The organism is Rhizobium sp. No.120 (genome assembly GCF_054558365.1).
Window position 1 is genome coordinate 148455 of sequence record NZ_BAAJNQ010000011.1, and the last position, 18656, is coordinate 167110.

General features: G+C 61.4%; 12 protein-coding genes. 1 reads left to right on the plus strand and 11 read right to left on the minus strand.

Annotation, left to right across the window (positions count from 1 at the left end):
- Positions 1 to 50 precede the first annotated feature (50 nt).
- A complete protein-coding gene (locus ACYJRZ_RS24890) occupies positions 51 to 1379 on the plus strand; it encodes a bifunctional folylpolyglutamate synthase/dihydrofolate synthase (protein WP_459463549.1) in 1329 nt (442 codons plus the stop codon).
- Between the two features lie 255 nt (positions 1380 to 1634).
- Here the strand turns inward: ACYJRZ_RS24890 and trxA are convergent, their stop codons facing one another.
- The 11 genes from trxA to ACYJRZ_RS24945 form a co-directional block, all read right to left on the minus strand.
- On the minus strand, positions 1635 to 1955 hold the full coding sequence (gene trxA, locus ACYJRZ_RS24895) for a thioredoxin (protein WP_069613933.1): 321 nt from the start codon (positions 1953 to 1955) through the stop codon (positions 1635 to 1637).
- A gap of 75 nt (positions 1956 to 2030) precedes the next feature.
- The gene (addA, locus tag ACYJRZ_RS24900; protein WP_459463516.1) at positions 2031 to 5597 is read right to left on the minus strand and encodes a double-strand break repair helicase AddA; all 3567 of its coding nucleotides are present in this window, start codon (positions 5595 to 5597) and stop codon (positions 2031 to 2033) included.
- Positions 5590 to 8781 carry a double-strand break repair protein AddB gene (gene addB, locus ACYJRZ_RS24905; RefSeq protein WP_459463517.1) on the minus strand — a complete coding sequence of 1064 codons (3192 nt, stop codon included), beginning with the start codon at positions 8779 to 8781 and terminating at the stop codon, positions 5590 to 5592. The genes addA and addB overlap by 8 nt, the downstream gene beginning before the upstream one ends.
- A 4-nt stretch (positions 8782 to 8785) precedes the next feature.
- Positions 8786 to 9517 (minus strand): nucleotidyltransferase family protein, encoded by a 732-nt coding sequence (locus ACYJRZ_RS24910; RefSeq protein WP_459463518.1) that lies wholly within the window; start codon positions 9515 to 9517, stop codon positions 8786 to 8788.
- A gap of 73 nt (positions 9518 to 9590) precedes the next feature.
- Positions 9591 to 11102 carry a tRNA (adenosine(37)-N6)-threonylcarbamoyltransferase complex ATPase subunit type 1 TsaE gene (gene tsaE, locus ACYJRZ_RS24915; protein WP_459463519.1) on the minus strand — a complete coding sequence of 504 codons (1512 nt, stop codon included), beginning with the start codon at positions 11100 to 11102 and terminating at the stop codon, positions 9591 to 9593.
- Positions 11099 to 13678, minus strand: coding sequence for a PAS domain-containing sensor histidine kinase (locus tag ACYJRZ_RS24920; RefSeq protein ID WP_459463520.1), 2580 nt, complete (start codon positions 13676 to 13678; stop codon positions 11099 to 11101). Before ACYJRZ_RS24920 ends, tsaE begins: the two co-directional genes overlap by 4 nt.
- A gap of 204 nt (positions 13679 to 13882) precedes the next feature.
- Positions 13883 to 15283, minus strand: coding sequence for an adenosylhomocysteinase (gene ahcY, locus ACYJRZ_RS24925; protein ID WP_459463521.1), 1401 nt, complete (start codon positions 15281 to 15283; stop codon positions 13883 to 13885).
- Between the two features lie 178 nt (positions 15284 to 15461).
- Positions 15462 to 15737 carry an HPr family phosphocarrier protein gene (locus tag ACYJRZ_RS24930; RefSeq protein ID WP_069613940.1) on the minus strand — a complete coding sequence of 92 codons (276 nt, stop codon included), beginning with the start codon at positions 15735 to 15737 and terminating at the stop codon, positions 15462 to 15464.
- 19 nt (positions 15738 to 15756) lie between these two features.
- Positions 15757 to 16158 carry a PTS sugar transporter subunit IIA gene (locus ACYJRZ_RS24935; protein ID WP_015338202.1) on the minus strand — a complete coding sequence of 134 codons (402 nt, stop codon included), beginning with the start codon at positions 16156 to 16158 and terminating at the stop codon, positions 15757 to 15759.
- 140 nt (positions 16159 to 16298) lie between these two features.
- Positions 16299 to 16763, minus strand: a complete 465-nt coding sequence (locus tag ACYJRZ_RS24940) for an HPr kinase/phosphorylase (RefSeq protein ID WP_459463522.1) — start codon at positions 16761 to 16763, stop codon at positions 16299 to 16301.
- 8 nt (positions 16764 to 16771) lie between these two features.
- Complete coding sequence (locus ACYJRZ_RS24945) at positions 16772 to 18565, minus strand: stimulus-sensing domain-containing protein (RefSeq protein ID WP_459463550.1); 1794 nt, start codon at positions 18563 to 18565, stop codon at positions 16772 to 16774.
- Between the last annotated feature and the right edge of the window lie 91 nt (positions 18566 to 18656).

The window sequence follows — 18656 nt, forward strand, 5'->3', positions numbered from 1 at the left end:
CGATTGCCGATAGGCGGAGGTGCGGGATGACGTCTATGGATCAGTCCGCAATGAGCGAGGCAGCACGCGAGATCGAAAAGCTCATGGGCTTGCACCCCAAGGGCTTCGATCTTTCTCTGGAGAGAATAACCAGGCTGCTCGAGGTCCTCGGCAATCCTCATCAGAAATTGCCGCCGGTGATCCATGTCGCCGGCACCAACGGCAAGGGCTCGGTGACGGCCTTCTGCCGCGCGCTGCTCGAAGCCGGTGGCTATAGCGTCCATGTCCATACCTCGCCGCATCTCGTCAATTGGCACGAGCGCTATCGCATCGGCGTCAAGGGCGGTCGCGGCAAGCTCGTCGACGATGCCGTGTTTGCCGATGCGTTGAGACGCATCGCCAAGGCCAATGGTGGACAAAAGATCACCGTCTTCGAAATCTTGACGGCCGCAACCTTTCTCCTCTTTGCCGAGCATCCGGCCGATGTCGCGGTCATCGAGGTCGGCCTTGGTGGCCGCTTCGACGCCACCAATGTCATTTCCGATCCGGCCGTCTCGGTCATCATGCCGATTTCGCTTGATCACCAGCCCTATCTCGGCGACCGCGTCGAACTGATCGCCGCCGAAAAGGCCGGCATCATGAAGCCAGGCCATCCCGTCGTCATCGGCCATCAGGACTATGATGCCGCGCTCGACGTGCTGATCTCCACCGCCGAGCGGCTTCGTTGCCCGACTGCCGTCTTCGGCCAGGATTTCTCCGCCCATGAGGAATATGGCAAGCTGGTCTATCAGGATGAGTTCGGTCTCGCCGACCTGCCACTGCCGCGCCTGCCCGGCAGGCATCAATATGGTAATGCCGCCGCTGCCATACGGGCGGTCAAGGCCGCCGGTATCGTCGTGACCGAAGCGATGATGGAAAAGGCGATGACCTCGGTCGAATGGCCAGGCCGCCTGCAGCGGCTGACCGAAGGCGAACTGGTTGCGCATGCGCCGGAACGAGCCGAGATCTGGGTCGATGGCGGCCACAATCCCGGCGCCGGCGAAGTCATCGCCGAGGCCATGGCCAATTTTGAAGAGCGTCAGCCGCGGCCCTTATTCCTGATCATCGGAATGATCAACACCAAGGATCCAATCGGCTATTTCAAGGCTTTTGCCGGCTTGGCGGAGAAAGTTTATTGCGTGCCGATTCGCGGCAGCGAAGCCATGGTCGATCCGGTCATCCTGGCGAATGCCGCCTATGATGCCGGTCTGATCGCCGAGCCTATGTCGACTGTCGGTGAGGCGCTGGATGCAATCAAGGCTCTGGCTGTGCCAAATTCGCCTGCCCCGCGCATCTTGATCGGCGGTTCCCTCTATCTGGTCGGCGATGTCCTTGCCGACAACGGCACGCCGCCGCAGTGATTCTGGTCGGGTGGTCAACCATCCGCCCTCCTGCTTCGAGACGGCTTGAGGCCTCCTTAGCATGAGGGCTACTCCCTTACCCTGGCTCGCAACTCGCTCCGCCTCATCCTGAGCTCGTCGAAGGATCAGGCGGCCCATGGGGGCGCGCACAAACATAACATGGCTGCTAAGTCTCGAAGGGCGAGAATGGCCCGCGCTCTCCGACTAACAAAAAACCCCGCCGAAGCGGGGCTTTTTTCATGCGATCGATACCGATCAGGCTGCGCTGGAGATCCAGCTCTGCAGGGCCGTCTTGGGAGCGGCGCCGACCTTGATGTCAGCGACTTCGCCGGCCTTGAACATGGCGAGCGTCGGAATCGAGCGAACGCCGAACTGGGCGGCCAGTTCCGGATTTTCGTCGATGTTGAGCTTGGCAACCTTGACCTTGCCTTCGAACTGCACGGCGAGTTCTTCCAGAGCCGGGGCGATCATCTTGCACGGACCGCACCATTCGGCCCAGAAATCAACGACGACAGGCTCTGCAGACTGCAGCACTTCGGTGGCGAAGTTGGAGGTATCGACTTTAACGGTAGCCATAGGCTGCTCCTTATCAGGATTTGCGTGTTGCTAGATATGTGATGGTGCGGTGCCCAGATTTCAATATCTGGTATTTCACTTTGTCTCGAGCTCCGCAAGCGCCAATGCAAGCGCCCCGTCCGACAGCGTGTAGATCGAGGCATTTTCGGTATAGACCAGCATGCAGTCGAGGCGCTTTCCCGGATAGAGCGGCGAAAGAATCTCGCGATAGATGGCAAGCTGAGCTTTGTGCGCGAAGGGGATGGCGTTTTCCTCGTCAGGCGGCACGCGATTCGTCTTGTAGTCGAGAATGACGACACGGTCATCGAGCACCGCGAGTCGGTCGATACGGCCGGAGACGGCATAGGACTGCCTGCCGAGCTTGAGCGTGCCCATGATCGACACTTCGGCCTGCGCATGGGTGCTGAACGTGCCCTGCAGATCAGGATGCGATAGCAGCGCCATGACCGACTTCACCAGCGCATCTTGTTCGGCCTGCGGCCAGAAGCGCGCTGCTCGTTCGGTGTAACGCCGGGCGGCATCGGCCCGTTCTTCGGGCGCGATTTCAGGCAAGGTCTGCAGCATTCGGTGAATGAAGCGGCCTTTCTGTAAGGCGCGGTCGGATTTGGTTTTCTCGCCGAAAAGCGCCGAAGTCACCAACAGATCGTCGGCTTCCTCATCGACGACGGTGCCGACGCCGGAGGGACTAAGCGGCCGCGGCAGGCTTTTTTGCGGCGGCAATGGCCGACTGAGACCCGCCGGCAGGCTGACGCGCTCCGAACGCTTCTCATGCTCTCTTGCGGTCTCGAATTCGAGCTGGACCTGGGCAACGCGCCAACTCAAGCCTTGCCAGTCGCCATCCGAGCCGGTGAAGGTCTTCTGCGTGCAGTGCAGGTCATGCCCGCGCAGCGCCACGGAAATCATCGCATGCCAAGTATCGGCATTCTCGCGGACGCCGCGGTAGCCGCAAATGATCAGGCGGTCGGCGGCGCGGGTCATGCCGACATAGAGCAGCCGGCGATATTCCTCCTCCGCCAGCGCCTGCAGCCGCGCCGTATCGGCCTGCGTCAGCGAATTGGCGAGCGCCGAGACCGGCACCCAGACCGGGAGCGGGATTTCGTCCCTGCCGGTTTCGATCAGCCGTAGCTTCGGCAGATGCGTATGGGTGAAGGCCTTGCCGCCGCCATCGACGAGGAAAACGATCGGCGCCTCCAGCCCCTTCGAGGCATGCACCGTCATGATCCGCACCTCGTTGCGGCCCTTGTCCTGCTCGCGCTTGACCGTCGGCGCTTCCAATTCCAGCGTCGAGATGAAGGATTGCAGGCCGGGCAGGCCGCTCGTCTCGTGATCGAGCGTGAAGGTCAGGAATTCATCGAGGATATCGCTGACTTCAGTGCCGAGCCGCGCCAGAAATTTCCGTCTGCCGCCGAAGCTGCCAAGCACGCGCGCATAGAAATCATGCACGGGCAGGCTCTTGGACAGGGCAAGGAAGGTTCTCAGCCGTTCGACCACCTCTCTGAAGCGGTCATGGCCGTCTGAGGCAAATCTCTGCAGATGGCTCCAGACGCTTTCCTCATCGTCGCGATAGGCGGCGACCGCAAAGACATCCTCTTCGCTGAGGTCGAACAAGGGGCTTTTTAACAGTGCACAGAGCGAGAGATCGTCCTCCGGCAGCAACAGGAAACGGCCGAGCGCCAGAAGATCCTGAATGGCGATATGGCTCGTCAGCACCAGACGATCGGCGCCGGCGACTGGAATATTGCCGCGCCGTTTCAGGGCTCGGGTCAGCGCGTTGACGAAGCTGTCGCGCTTGCGCACCAGCACGAGAATGTCGCCAGCCTCGATGAAGCGGGCCTTGCCTTTCTCGATGATCGTTTCCCGGCCGATGAGATTGCCGATCGTGTGTGCCATCCGCCGCGCCAGGATGGCGGCGGGTGCGCTTTCCGGCGTCGAATCGAAGGGGGCCGTCCAGTCTTCTTCCTTGGTGGCCGGCTCCGGCGCGATCATCTCCCACAGGTCAACGGCGCCGGGGTGGCCGATGCGGCTGGAGCGATGCACGACAGGCTCGTTGACGGCGCTAAGCCCCCGGGCATTCTCCGGACTCGTGAAGACATGATCGACGGCGCCGAGCACATCGGCCGTCGAGCGGAAGGAGAGGGGCAGGCGGATCGATGAGAATTGCTGACCGCTCGCCGCCACGCGACGCCTTGTGCGATCGCTTTCCTCGGAAAAGCGTTCCGGACGGGCGCCCTGGAACGAATAGATCGATTGCTTCTCGTCGCCGACGGCAAAGATCGTGCGCAGTGTCGGCCGGGCGCTGTCACCGGAGAAGAAATCCTCCGCCAGCGACTGGATGACGCTCCACTGGATCGGGCTCGTATCCTGTGCCTCGTCCACCAGAATATGATCGATGCCCTGATCCAGCTTGTAGTGGATCCAGGGACCGACGTCCTTCTTGGTCAGAAGATCGGCCGTGCGGGTAATGAGATCTTCGAAATCGAGCTGGCTGCGCCGCTTCTTCAGCTCCTCGTAATCGCGGTTCAGACGATCGGCGAGAATAAGGGCAGCATGGGTGGCCCGATACATCCGCATCAGCTTCAGCCGGTCGCGGCTGGCAACGACGTGGGCGCGCGCCGCAGCGACCGCTTCGGCGAGGGTGGGCGCATCGGCAAGCATCGCCTTGACGAAGAACTGGCTGTCCGATTTCGGTTCGCCCTTGGCGGTCAGCATGGCCTTTTCGAGGATCTCGGCGCGGGCAAGCGGATCCGCCTCGCGTTTGGCGAGGCGCAGCGCATAAGCAACTTCCTGAGCCTTGGCGCCCCCCTTCTGATCGGCGAGCGTGAGATAGAGCTCCAGTATTGCGCCGGACAGACCGGGCAACGGCCAGTATTGCTCGGCAATGCTCGTTTCCGTCTCTCCGCGCGTGAGGCCAAGCCGGGCAAGCAACGCGGCCTCGATGCCGCCTTTGCGTTCGGCTGCTTCCGTGAAACGACGGATCGCATTGCGATTGGCAACGATATCGCCGAGCAGGGTCTCGAGCCCGGACTCGTCGCCGAGATCGAGTACATGGTCGAACGCTCGCGCCAGTTTTGCATCGCCATGCGGTGTCGTTGCCGTCAGCAGCGCGCGGCGGGCATCATCAAGCAGGACCTCGGCCGCTCGATCGTCGAGAACGGAGAAATGCCCGGCGACGTTTGCCTCGAGCGGGAACTGATGCAGCAAGGCCTCGCAAAAGGCATGGATGGTCTGGATCTTCAGTCCACCCGGCGTTTCCAGCGCCTTGGCAAAGAGCCGGCGCGCCTCAGCGAGCTTGAAGATATCAGGCTCCTTGCCCTCGATATCGGCAACGCGTTTCTTCAGCTCCTCGTCCGGCATTGTCGCCCAGGCGGCGAGCCTGTCGAAGACGCGGTTCGACATTTCGGACGCCGCGGCCTTGGTATAGGTCAGGCAGAGGATCGCCGAGGGGCGGGCGCCTGATAGCAGCAGGCGGATGACGCGTTGCGTCAGCACATGCGTCTTGCCGGAGCCGGCATTGGCCGAAACCCAGGCCGAGCGTTCGGGGTCGGAGGCGATCGATTGCTGGATCGTCGTCCAGCCGATCCAGACGCCGGGATCGTCGCTTTCGGGCAGGATGGCGATATCGTCGGCGGGAAAGTCACTCATCGCCGCTGCCTTCCTGCTCGGTTTCGGCCGTCGACCATTCAGAAACGCGGGCGAGGTGATCGTAGTCACCGCCATATTCGAACTGCTGCGCCGGGATCAGCCGCGAGGAGAAGCCCTTCTCGCCCGATTGCAGCAGCGAGACGAATTTCACCAGCTGGTCCATCGATTCCTGCGCCAGATCCATAGCCGACTTTGTTTCCGTCCTGCCACTGCGTATCGAGTGCTCATTATTGACCGGTTCATCCTTAAACCGGTCACCGGGTCTGAGGCGGACATAGAGCAATTTTTCCGGCGTAAGCGGACCTATGTTGCGAAAGGCACCCACTTTCAGTGCATAGGCTTCCAATGCCAGCTGCGGATCAAGCAGTGCACGGGCCTGCGCTGGCGTAGGATTGGAACCCGTCTTGTAGTCGATGATGTCTGCAGTTTTATTATCTTTGATGTCGATACGGTCGGCAACGCCGGTCAACCGAATGCCGATCGGCTTGATCTCGACGCCGGCAGGCACTTCCGTTGCCGTTTTGCGAATCACCGGCCGCCGTTCCGCTTCCCAATTCAGGAAGGCGCGCGCCACCTCGCGGAAGCGCGGTCGCCAGACGCTGTCGATATGGACGGGCAGCCGCTCGGCATCGAAAAGCTCCGCAATGATCCGATCCATCGCCAGCGCCGCATCCGGCGTACCGGCGATGTGTCCTTCCCGAACGAAGCGATCGATGATCTTATGGTAGAGCGTGCCGCGTTCGGCCGGGCCGGGATCGCGGTTGAATGGATCGACCGGATCGAGCCGCAGCACGCGCCGGGCGTAGATCGCATAGGGATCACGCCGCAGCCGGCCAACTTCGCTGAAGGAATAGCTCTTCGGCTGCAGCTCTGCAGGTGGCTTCGGTGCCGGCCGCTGCGCCGGCGCCTGGTTTTCGCCCTCGTCGATCATCCCTGCCCAGTGGCGATACTGGTCGCCGCGCGCCTTCATTGCCGCTTCCAGCTCCTCGCCGCCGAGCGCGATCAACCGCTGCAGCCAGCGGGACGCGACCGTCGGCGTCGAACCCTGGCGCAACGCACGCGAATAGATCAGGTCGCGCGTGCCGTTCGCCATCTCGAAATCGTGAGCAAGCTGGCCGATACGGCGCTCCGGCGGCTCCAGCCCAATCTCGGTCTTCATGCTGCGGGAAATGAAGGGATTGTTTGCCGTCTGCCCCGGCCAGGATCCTTCGTTCAATCCGCCGAGGATCAGCGTATCGACGCTCTGCAGGCGCGCTTCCAGCGTGCCGAAGATGAAGAGGCGGGGATGGCTGAGCGCCCGCGGCTTTACCGCTTGACCCACGCAGAGAGCGGCCATGATGTCGATCCACTGCACCCCATCGGCCTCGAGCTGACCTTCGGTTTCGATGACGTCCCGAAGCAGGCTGGCAAGCGTATCTCCCGCCTCGCCAGACCAGAGCCCTGCCAGGCTGCCGCGCTCGTCGACGGCGGCGGCTTCCAGGGCACGGCCGGTGCGCTCGGCCCAATCCGAAAGGGTGAGGAGGCTTTCTGACGCGGGCAGGGAAAGCGCCGATACCAGAGGTTCGCATGCCGCAGTCACTCGGTGGGCCAGCGCCCGCGCATGCCCGATGGCCTCAGGCGGCAGCGCTTTGCGCCATTGCGGCGCATGGCGGTCATTGGCTTGCTCCGCTACGCGGTCGTCAAGCAGGGCTTCCAGCCTGCCGATATCGATGTTGTCGACACCGCCCCTGAGCGCGAGGATCTCCAGCGCATCGACACCCGGTTGATGTGTCTCCGAAGGCAGGCCGAACAAGGCGAGGGGATGTTTCAGCAGCGCAACGACGGCCACGGGATCGCCGGGTCGAAGGGATGCCTCCAGCAGCAGTTGCAGCAACGTGCCCTGTGGCGTGGCGTTCAGCGGCGTTCCGGCCGAATCGTCGGCGATGATGCCGAAACGGGCAAGCTCGGCGGTCACGCGCCGGGCGAGATTGCGGTCGGGCGTGATCAGGGCCGCCTGGCTTTCACCGCCGTTGCGCCCCGGCTTGTCCAACGCCAGCCGTAAGGCGATGGCGATCGCGGTCGCCTCCTCGCGCTCATTGGCCGCCTCGATCAGCGCCACGTCGGCGAATGCATCCAGGATCGCATCGGGAGCGAGCGTCTTCCGCCAGCTTCCCCAGCCGCTCGTCGCCTTGGCTGGCGCAAGCGCGCGCGACAGGATCTGCGCGCGCATCTGCATGGTTTCAGCCGCGTTTGCGATGGGCTCGACATCACGCCGCGTGACCTGTAATCGCTTCAATAGCAGCGAAAGCCCATATTGCGAATGGCTGCGCGTCGTTGGATCGGCTCTTTCGCCGATTGATGTTTCCGGCGCCACCAGCTGCCAATCCTCGTCCGGCATTGCGAGATCGAGGCCTGGGAGTACGATCACGCCTTGCGGCAGGGCCGCGACGGCCGCGATCAGCTCCGCCGTTGCCGGCACCGAGCCGGTTGAGCCTGCAACGATGACCGGCCCGGGGTGCCGCATGGTGGAGATCCGCTGCGCCTCGGCACGCAGAATGGCATTGCGGTTGCGGACGGGTGACGATTTGCCGAGTTCTGTAAGGCGCGCCGGCCAGAAGGCGCTGGCAATCGCCAGGAATTCGGCCGTCAGCTGCCACCAGAGCGCATGATCCTCTGCGCTGAGGCTGGCAAGCTCGCTCCATTCACGATCCTCGGTCTCCAGCGAATCGATGAGTTCGGCGAGATTGCGGGCGAGCCAAATGGCATCCGCCGGGCTTGCCGGCGCCACCAGAGGCGAATCGGAGTGAATGTCGCGCACGATTTGCGGCAGCTTGTTGCGCCAGGCAAGGATCAGCCGTGCCAGCTCCAGCAGTCGTGCCGTATTGGCAAGCGGCTGCGCCAGATCGGCCGTTTCCGGCAGGGCTTCTTCGAAGTAGCCGCTGTCGTCGTCGGTTTCGCCGAGTGGGCGGATCACTGGTAGGATGGCGGAGCGGCCGCCGAGCAGATCGACGAATTCTGAACGCAGCACGCGCGCCGCTCGCCGCGTCGGCAGGAAGATGCTGACCTTGGCGAGTGATAGCGGGTCTTCCGGATCATGGCGGAAATGTTCCGTCAGCCGACCGTCGCAGAGAGCGGACGCGAGGGTCTTCAGGAAGGGCAGGCCTGCCGGAATCGTCAGAATGCGCTGCCGGTGTCCGCCTGCCATAGGCTCACGCAAACGCCCGGAAATTCCGGATCGTTTCCTCCGCCTCGCTGACAGCCTCCGGCGTGCCAACCGTCAGCCAATGACCGTCGAGCATGGTGCCGTAGAGCCGGCCCTTGGCGATGGCCTTGTCGTAGTATGTGTTGATGTTGAAGGCGTCGGCTGGCGCATCATCGAGAACCGAAGGGTTTATAACAAGCGTTCCAGCATAAACGACACCATTGCCAGCGAGAACGTCATAGCGCGAAAGGCGGCCGTCTTCGGCAATGCTGAAATCGTTCTTGCCATTATGGCCGGTCGTCTTGTCCAGCTCGACGCAGAGCATACCGAAGTCCATGCGGCTTGCGTCGAAGAATCCGGCTAAGCGCTTGAGGTTCGTTGGTTGGTTTTCTCTTTCTCCAATCCAGAAGAGATCCGAATTCATGACGAAAACCGGATCACGGCCGAGCAGCTTCAATCCCTTGGCTAATCCGCCGCCATTGTTCATCAGCGCATCCCGTTCGTCCGAGATCAGGATGTCGAGTTTGCCGTAGCCGCGCAGATGCGCCTCCATCTGGTCGGCATGATGATGGACGTTGACGACGACCTGCTCGACGCCGGCTTCCGCCAGCGCATCCAGCGCATAATCGATCATCGGCTTGCCGGCGATCTTCACTAGTGGCTTCGGTATGGTGTCGGTGATCGGTCGCATGCGGGTTCCAAGCCCCGCCGCCAATACCATGGCTTGCTTGATGGTCATTTCGTCTCGAACTTTCGATTCCTATCTTCTTTCCATAGCACAAGGCCGGAAAGCCGTCGCCGGTCTCTGGCCGTTATGCTCGACCGATTCCGGCCTTTTCGCACCATTCTCGCAGAGGTGCGAGCGCTTCGTGCTCGAAGGCGATGGCGAGATAGGCGAGCGTGCGCGGCATGTGCTTGAGATAACCTGGCTTGCCGTCGCGCTGTAAGAGCCGCACCCAGAGGCCGGCAAGCTTGCAGTTGCGCTGTGCCGACATGATCGCCCAGCTCTTCAGGAATTTCGTCTCGTCGAAGCCGCCTTGGGCATGACGAAGTGCGAGATAATCCGCCATAAGCTGGTCATGCAGATCGCGCTCGATCGTCACGCGCGCATCCTGCACCAGCGAAGCGACGTCATAGGAGGTCGGCCCGATCATCGCGTCCTGGAAGTCGATAAGGCCGATACGCTTTATGCCCTGTTCATGCGCCCGCCAGATGATGTTTGGGGAATGCATGTCGCGCAGCAGCAGGTTCTTTTCCGCGTCCTCGAGCTGATCGATCAGCTTGTCCCAGATCGCCAGATAGTCGGCCCGTTCCTCATCGCTTGCTGGCGTGCCTCGCTTCCAGGGCAGATGCCAGTCGAGCAGCAGCCGCGCTTCCATCTTCATGGCGGTCCGGTCGAAATCCGGAATGTGATGGATGTGATCGGGCGTGACTGGAATATCGCGGGGGATCGAAAGGCTGTGCAGATGCGCAAGGCAAGCGACGCTGGCCCGATAACGCTCGGCAATCGGCCTGCCTTCTTCATCGAGTACGCCGTCAGTGCCGAGGTCTTCGATCAGAAGAACGCCGAGATCGTAGTCGGCGGCGAAAATTTTGGGGGCGGCAAAGCCGTTTTCGCTGAGAATATTGGCGATCGCCACAAAGGGGTAGGTATCCCAGGCGAGATGCGCGACCTTGGGATAGGGCTTGCCGTCGAGCACCGGAGGCCCTTCCGGCAGCCGTGGCCAATCCATCAGGATCACACGGCCGCCGCCATCGGCAGGATAAAGGGACTCGTAAGCCCGCAGCGAGGCATCGCCGGTGAGGAAACGCCTTGCGGCACCGCGATAGCCATGCGAATCGAGAAAGGCGCGTATAGCCAATACGCGCTCGATGCGTGCTGTCTGCTTGGCCGGTGCCGTGATGACGGCGCGCCGTCCTTCGCCTTCATGCGTCAGCTTGAGGTCGATGCGCTCCTTCGGCAGCTCGCCCTCGGCCATTTCGGGCCACTCGACAAGGCAGATACCGCTCTGCAGGGCTTCGTCGAATCCGAGTTCCGTCAATTCGCTTGGATCGCCGAGGCGATAGAGATCGAAATGCGAGACGGGGATGCGCAGCTCGTAGGATTGGACGAGGGTAAAGGTCGGGCTCGGCACGTCCAATTCGGCATCGTCGGCCATGGCGCGCAGCAGGGCGCGGGCGAGCGAGGATTTGCCCGCACCGAGATCGCCTGATAGTGCCAGACAGTCGCCGACCTTCAGAGCTAGCACCAGATCCTCGCCGAGTTGAGCCGTGGCGGCGTCATCTGCGAGGAAAAGGGAAATGCTGCTGTCGGAGGCTGTCATTCTGCTGCGACGGAGTGGGGTAGTTCGGCCGAAGGAATCCGGCAGGTGACCGTCGTTCCCTTGCCCGGCTGGCTTTCGATCGAAACCTCGCCTTCATGCAGGCTGACGAAGCTTTCGACGATGGAAAGGCCGAGGCCGGCGCCGCTGCGCTTACCTGCCTTGCCGCCGGAGGCGAAGCGGTTGAAAACCGTGTTGAGCAAATCCTCTGGTATGCCCGGACCCTTGTCCGAGACCGAGAAGACGAAATCCGTGCCTTCGCGTCCGCATCTCAACGAGATCGTCGATCCCTCCGGCGCGAAATTGGTAGCATTGGTCAGAAGCTTCAGTAGGATCTGCTTCAGCCGCTGCTGATCGGCGACGATGGAGCCGAGATGCGCCGGGACGGTGATTTCAAGCATCACGCCGCTTTCCTGAAGCCGGTCGGCGATCTGCATCGACACTTCATCTAGCAGGTCGTTAAGCACGATTTCCGAATAGTTCAGGCGCATGATGCCGGCGTCGAGCGTCGCGAGATCAAGGATGTCGTTGACTAGCGTGAGCAGCACGGAAGAAGATGTCGAGATATGGTCGATATATTCGGCCTGCCGCTCGTTGAGAGAGCCGATACCCGGCGTCTTCAGGAGGTCGGTGAAGCCGATGATGTTGGTCAGCGGCGAACGCAGCTCGTAGGAGACGTGCTGGACGAAGTCGTTCTTGAGCTCGTCCGCCTTTAGCAGCGCCTCGTTCTTCTCGGTCAAAGCCCGTTCGGCGCGCACACTGTCGGTCTTGTTGACGAAAGTCAGCATGGTCTGCGCATTCGGCAGAGGAATGACGGCGTAGTCGAGCACGAGATTGGAATAAAGCTCCAATGTGCCCTGCGATGAGGGCCGCTCGTCGTCGAAACTGGTGATCTGCTCGGCAAACCGCTTCCAGCCGTCCGGCCGGTCGTAGGAAGGCGCGCACGCTTCCGCCAGAGCCTGGATATGCGTCCCGGGCTTGGCCTGTGCCTCGGTTATGTTCCAGAGAATGCGGAAGGCCGGGTTCGACAGGCGGATGCGGCCATCGGGACCGAAAACGGCGACGCCTTCGGACAGATGGTCGATGGTTTCGCCCTGAACCTTGACCAGCGTGTTGTAGCGCGTCTCGAGATCGACCTGTTCGGTCAGGTTCTCGAATACCCAGGTGGCGCCGCCTTGCGGATGTGCGGTCGCGAAAACTTTGAGAATCTGGCCGTTGGGGAGATGCCAAAGATCCGTCTGCGTGTCGAGCGCCTGATAGACCGAAAGGACGCCGTCCTTCCAGGTCTTCCAGTTCAGCTGCTCCGGCAGCTTCTTGGCGCCGCGCAGCCGGTCCAGGAGCTCGCTATTATCGGGTCGTTTCTCGAGGAAAGCGATATCGAGTTCCCAGAGCTGGACGAAGGCCTGATTGTAGAATTGCAGCCGCCTGTCGCCGTCGAAAATCGCAACCGGTGTCGCCAGATGGTCGAGAGTTTCGGCGTGGCTCTTCAGCGTACGAGCCAGCTCGGCGCGGACCGCTTCCGCTTCGGAAATATCGATCGCCATGCCGGCGGAGCCGTTTGGCGATTTGACGTCGACAACGTCGAAAAAGGTGCGATTGCCGTGTACCACGGTCGAAATCTTGTCGTGAAAGGGCGACTCCGGCGTGGCTGCGGCGCGAATGCGCTCGCGGGTCACGGTCGTCAAGAATTCCCGTCCTTCGCGCACCGCTTCGTCGGTCGAAACCGCTTCCACGGCCTCGCCATAGGCCTGATTGACCCAGGTGAGCTTGCCTTCCGCATCGCGCTGCCAGACCGGTACGTCGATGGCGTCGAGCAGATTCTGGAACGCGGAGATCGAGGTCATCAGCCGGTCACGCTCGATCTTCAGTTCGGCGAGTTCGGCGCGCAGATTGTTGAGTGCGATGAAGCGGACGAAGGCGCGTCCGCCGGAAATGCGGCCCTGCGCTTCCAGAATTTCGTCGCGGTTGGTTTCGACCACCATGTCGAAGCTCTGGCCGCTGCCGCGCAGCTTGTCGATCGCCTTGTCGAGCTCGCCGGCCGACCATGATTTCAGCCAGCGCCCGAAGGCGAGGAATTCGTTGTCCTGTGGCGCGCCGGTCTCGACCGGCAACTGGCCGAGCAGCTCCGGCCGGGCGTTCTGGCCATCCCAGATGACGATGCGGCGGTTCTTGTCGGCAATCAGCGCCTGATATTGCGAAATACGCTGGTTGGCATCCGAAAGGGCCGTACGGATCTCGCGGCTTTCGCTTTCCATATTGCCGCGCTGGCGCACCATCCACATTGTCGAGAGGAGCGCGGCGGAGATCACGCCGATGATGATGGAGAAGACGGCCATTTCCGAGGAAGTGAAGAGGCGCATACTCGTCTGTGCGGCGTCATTGCCCTGCGCAAGAACCGGTCCTGCCAGGCCGGTGACTAGACCGCCGAAAACGCTGACCCGTAGCAGGCGTGTCAGCAAAGCCAACCGGCTTTTGCCCTGCTTCGCTTTTGCCGAAAGCCAATATGCACCGCCCTGCCGCAACCGCGCCGCCGCTTGGCGTGGCGCTGGCTGATGCAGGTTGTCTTCCCCTTCAAACATAAGAGGTCTGTCTCCGTCTTATAATGTGCCGCATCCTGACAAGACATCCCATTTTCATGGCTCCGGGCGTGCCCGGTTCGTCACGAATCAAGTGTAAAAACAATACTGCCTAGGAGAATCCGGGGGAAGGGAGCTGGCTAAAAAATAAGCCCCGGCATTTGTCAATGCCAGGGCCACAAGATGTTGTGGATAGTGTTTAAATAATCAGTATCTGTAGTGGTCCGACTTGAACGGGCCCTTCGGTGTCACGCCGATATACGAAGCCTGCTCTTCCGAAAGCTCCGTCAGCTTCACGCCGAGCTTGGCAAGATGCAGACGCGCGACCTTCTCATCCAAGTGCTTTGGCAGAACGTATACTTCGTTCTTGTACTGGCCGGGCTTGGTGAAGAGTTCGATCTGCGCCAGCGTCTGGTTGGTGAAGGAGGCCGACATCACGAACGAGGGATGGCCGGTGGCGTTGCCAAGGTTCAAGAGGCGACCTTCCGACAGCAGGATGATGCGGTTGCCCTTGGCAAACTCGACCATGTCGACCTGTGGCTTGATGTTCGTCCACTTCAGGTTCCGCAGGGCGGCAACCTGAATCTCATTGTCGAAGTGGCCGATGTTACCAACGATCGCCATGTCCTTCATCGCGCGCATATGGTCGATGCGGATGACGTCCTTGTTGCCGGTCGTGGTGATGAAGATGTCGGCCGAGGAAACGACGTCTTCGAGCTGAACGACTTCATAGCCGTCCATGGCAGCCTGCAGGGCGCAGATCGGGTCGACTTCCGTGACCTTTACGCGAGCGCCGGCGCCGGAAAGCGAAGCGGCGGAACCCTTGCCGACATCGCCATAGCCGCAGACGACGGCGACCTTGCCGGCCATCATGACGTCGGTGGCCCGGCGGATACCGTCAACCAGCGATTCCTTGCAGCCGTACTTGTTGTCGAACTTCGACTTGGTGACGCTGTCGTTGACGTTGATCGCCGGGAAGGGCAGCAGGCCCTTCTGGCTGAGCTGGTAGAGGCGGTTGACGCCCGTGGTGGTTTCTTCGGTCACGCCCTTGATGGCGTCGCGCTGCTTGGTGAACCAGCCAGGCGTAGCCTGCAGGCGCTTCTTGATCTGCGCGAAGAGGATTTCCTCTTCTTCCGAATGCGCATGGGAGAGCACGTCCTCACCGGCTTCGGCACGGGCGCCGAGCAGGATATACATGGTGGCGTCGCCACCATCGTCGAGGATCATGTTGGAAAGACCGCCATCGGCCCACTGGAAGATCTTGTCAGTGTAAGTCCAGTAGTCCTCGAGGCTCTCGCCCTTGACGGCGAAGACTGGAACGCCGGATGCGGCGATCGCGGCGGCGGCATGGTCCTGCGTCGAGAAGATGTTGCAGGATGCCCAACGCACCTGAGCGCCGAGGGCCACCAGTGTCTCGATGAGAACGGCTGTCTGAATCGTCATGTGCAGCGAGCCGGTGATGCGTGCGCCCTTCAGCGGCTGCGCTTCGCCGAATTCGGCGCGGCAGGCCATCAGGCCAGGCATCTCGGTTTCGGCGATTGCGATTTCCTTGCGACCATAGTCGGCAAGGCCGATATCCGCGACGATGTAGTCCTTTTCAGTGCTCATGAAGCTCTCCAGCCTGAACGATGCAGCCGCGCCGCAGGCAGACGCCTCGACCGAATGCAACAAGAATTGCACGCTGACAGCGTGTGGATGATGCCGTGTATCAGGCTTCAGGGTGGAAATCAATAATGATATAAAGAAGTCTTTATGTCTTTATATCCAGGCGGAGGGAGCGAAAAGCCTATATTTCCTCGCCGAACTTGTTGGCGACAAGCTGGTCGAGCGCTTCAAGGGCTTCGGCGGCCTGATTGCCGCTCGCCGTGACCAGCACGCTGCAGCCGGGGCTTGCCGCCAGCATCATCAGGCCCATGATCGATGTGCCGCCGACCGTGGTGCCGTCCTTCGAAACGGTAATGGCGGCGTCGTAGGCTTCGACGGTCTGGACGAATTTCGCGGAGGCACGGGCATGCAGGCCCCGCTTGTTGATGATCAGGAGTTCCCGGGAAAGCTCGGTCATGGGGGCGGTGTTTGCCTCGTTATTTGCCACTGAGCACACGGCTGGCCACGTTGATATACTTACGCCCGGCCTCCGAAGCCTCCACCAGGGCCCTTTCCATGTTATTGTCGCCGCGCACGCCGGCGAGCTTGATCAGCATTGGCAGATTGACGCCGGCGATGACCTCGGTATGACCGCTATTCATGACGGAGATTGCGAGATTGGAAGGGGTGCCGCCGAACATGTCGGTGAGGATAATCACGCCATGGCCATCATCGGCGCCGGCAACGGCCTGCAAAATATCCTGCCGCCGCTTGTCCATGTCGTCTTCGGGACCAATGCATACCGTTTCTATGAACTTCTGCGGACCAACGACATGCTCAACAGCATGCCGAAACTCTTCAGCCAGCTTGCCATGAGTGACAAGCACAAGTCCAATCATGATATTACTGCTCCCATCGCATACGCAAACAGGTGGCCCATACCGCAATGCAGCAATGTCGTCCACCGGTGGGGGGACATCTTGGCGATGAAAAGACGAAGTGCAAGCTTAAAATATGGGATTTGCGCGCCTATGCGGACCTAAATGGCCGATTCATCTAAACTCGCGCCGATTTTCGCCATTATTATGGCAAGAGGATTCGCGGAGGTTGCAGCCAAGCGGATCAAAGGCAACCGAATCGATCCGGTAATATCGATCTGCTCGTCTTCAGGTGGCAGCCTTTCCGCCGTAGTCGGATCGACCGGGTAGATAGCGAAGTGCATTTCGCCCTCGGGAACGTGAGGCATTCTAACGATGCCCGTATATCGGATTTCCATGAGCCCAGCGATCGAAGGCGGGCATTTTGCGATAACGGAGCCGTTATCCTCGCTGATCAGCACCCGGTCGTCTGCGACCAGGCTTGCTGCCAATCCCAGCGGTTTGGCCGCGGCAAGGCAGGAGAAGGCGAGAGCGGATTTGCCGCTACCCGAAGGGCCGATAAACAGCAGTCCCGTCCTGCCGATGACGATCGCCGTTGCATGGATATTGGTTGTCTCGCCGGTCATGCGGCTGCTCACGCCGTCGTCTGGGCGGGCAGGGAGAGGATGAAGCGGGCGCCGAGCAGCGTCTCGCCATCGCTGTCGACGATATTCTCGGCGCGCAGAGAGCCGCCATGCGCCTCGGCGATCTGTCGACTGATCGAAAGGCCGAGACCGGAATTCTGCCCGAAACCTTCGGATTCGGGCCGATCGGTGTAGAAGCGTTCGAAGATGCGGTCGATATTTTCGGCCTGAATGCCGGGACCATTATCTTCAATATAGATGACGCAGCGCGTCCGCGTCCGAGTCAGCCGCACGGTGATCTTGCCGGTTTCCGCCGGGACAAAGGATCGTGCGTTTTCGATGAGATTGGTGACGATCTGGCCGATACGCAGGTCGTGGCCGTCGACGGAGAAGTTCGGCTTGTTGCCCGGCTTGCGGTCGACGATATAGTCGATCTCGACGGCCTTCTTGCTGTGCCCAACCTGCCTGGAAATATCGATCATGTCGCGCAGGAGCACTTCAAGATCGAGCGACTTCGCATCCGAACGCGCGAGTTCCGCGTCGAGGCGCGATGCGTCGGAGATATCGCTGATCAGGCGGTCGAGGCGGCGCACGTCATGCTGGATCACGTCCATCAGCCGCTTCTTGGAATCGTCGCTCTTGGCGAGCGGCAGCGTTTCGACGGCGCTGCGCAGCGATGTCAGCGGGTTCTTGAGCTCATGGCTAACGTCGGCCGCAAAACTCTCGATCGCATCGATGCGGTCGTAGAGCGCAGATGTCATGTCGCGCAGCGCGATCGACAGATTGCCGATTTCGTCCTGACGAGCGGAAAAGTCCGGGATTTCCTCGCGTTCCTTCGCCCCGCCGCGACGCACGCGGATGGCCGCGGCCGAAAGCCGGCGCAGCGGATTGGCGATGGTGGAGGATAAAAGCAGCGACAGCACGACGTTGACCAGCGTCGCCACGCCGAAAACGCGCATGATCGCGAGGCGCTCGGCATGAACGATCTTGTCGATATCGCCGGCCTGGGTCGAGAGCAACAATACGCCGAGAACGGCACGAAAGCGCTGGATCGGCACGGCGACCGAAACGATCAGCTCGCCCTTCTCCGTGGTGCGGACCACGGCCCCGCGCACGCCGGTCAGCGCGTTCATGACTTCCGGATAGATCGAGCCGTCGCCGCCCGGCGCTTCCTTATAGACGGGCAGGTTACCCGGCTGAAGCATCTTGTTGAGCAACCCGCTGAACCAGTCGGACCAGCTCTGCTTCTCGTCGTCGACGGGAGGCAGATCGTAGCGCAGCACCTGGCCGCGGGAATAGAGATGGCGGCTGTCGAGCAGCAGGTTCGCGTCGGCATCGAAGATGCGCGCGCGGGTGCGCGTCGGCGAGATCAGCCGCGTCAGCACCGGCGCCACCTTTTCCGGATCGATGGGGAATTCCAGATCCTCATCGTTCGGAACCGGCGTAATGCTCTGGCCGGCCTGCAGCTCCAGCAGCTTCTGCGGGTCGATGGTGATGGAGTTGGTATCGACCGATGCCGAGGCCGAGACGGCACCGGCGATGATCTCGCCCTGCGTCAAGAGGCTCTCGACGCGGGCATCGATTAGGCCTTCGCGGAACTGGTTGAGGTAGAGAATGCCGCCGACGAGGACGACCAGCGCCGCCAGATTGAAGAAAAGGATGCGCCGCGTCAGGCTCGAAAAAACGGCATTGCCGAAGATGCGGCGGATCAGCACGAAGGGATGAGTCCAGCGCCGGCGCGCGATTCGAGCGCCGCTCGGGCTTTCCGAGTCGTCTATGTCCCTGTCCTGCACCAGCTGTGCCAAGCCTACGGCCCTTTCGAAGAACGGGATCGGCGACCCCGTCCGCATGCTCTTAATCCATTGCCCGCCGTATGGTCCAGTTAACTATCCGTAT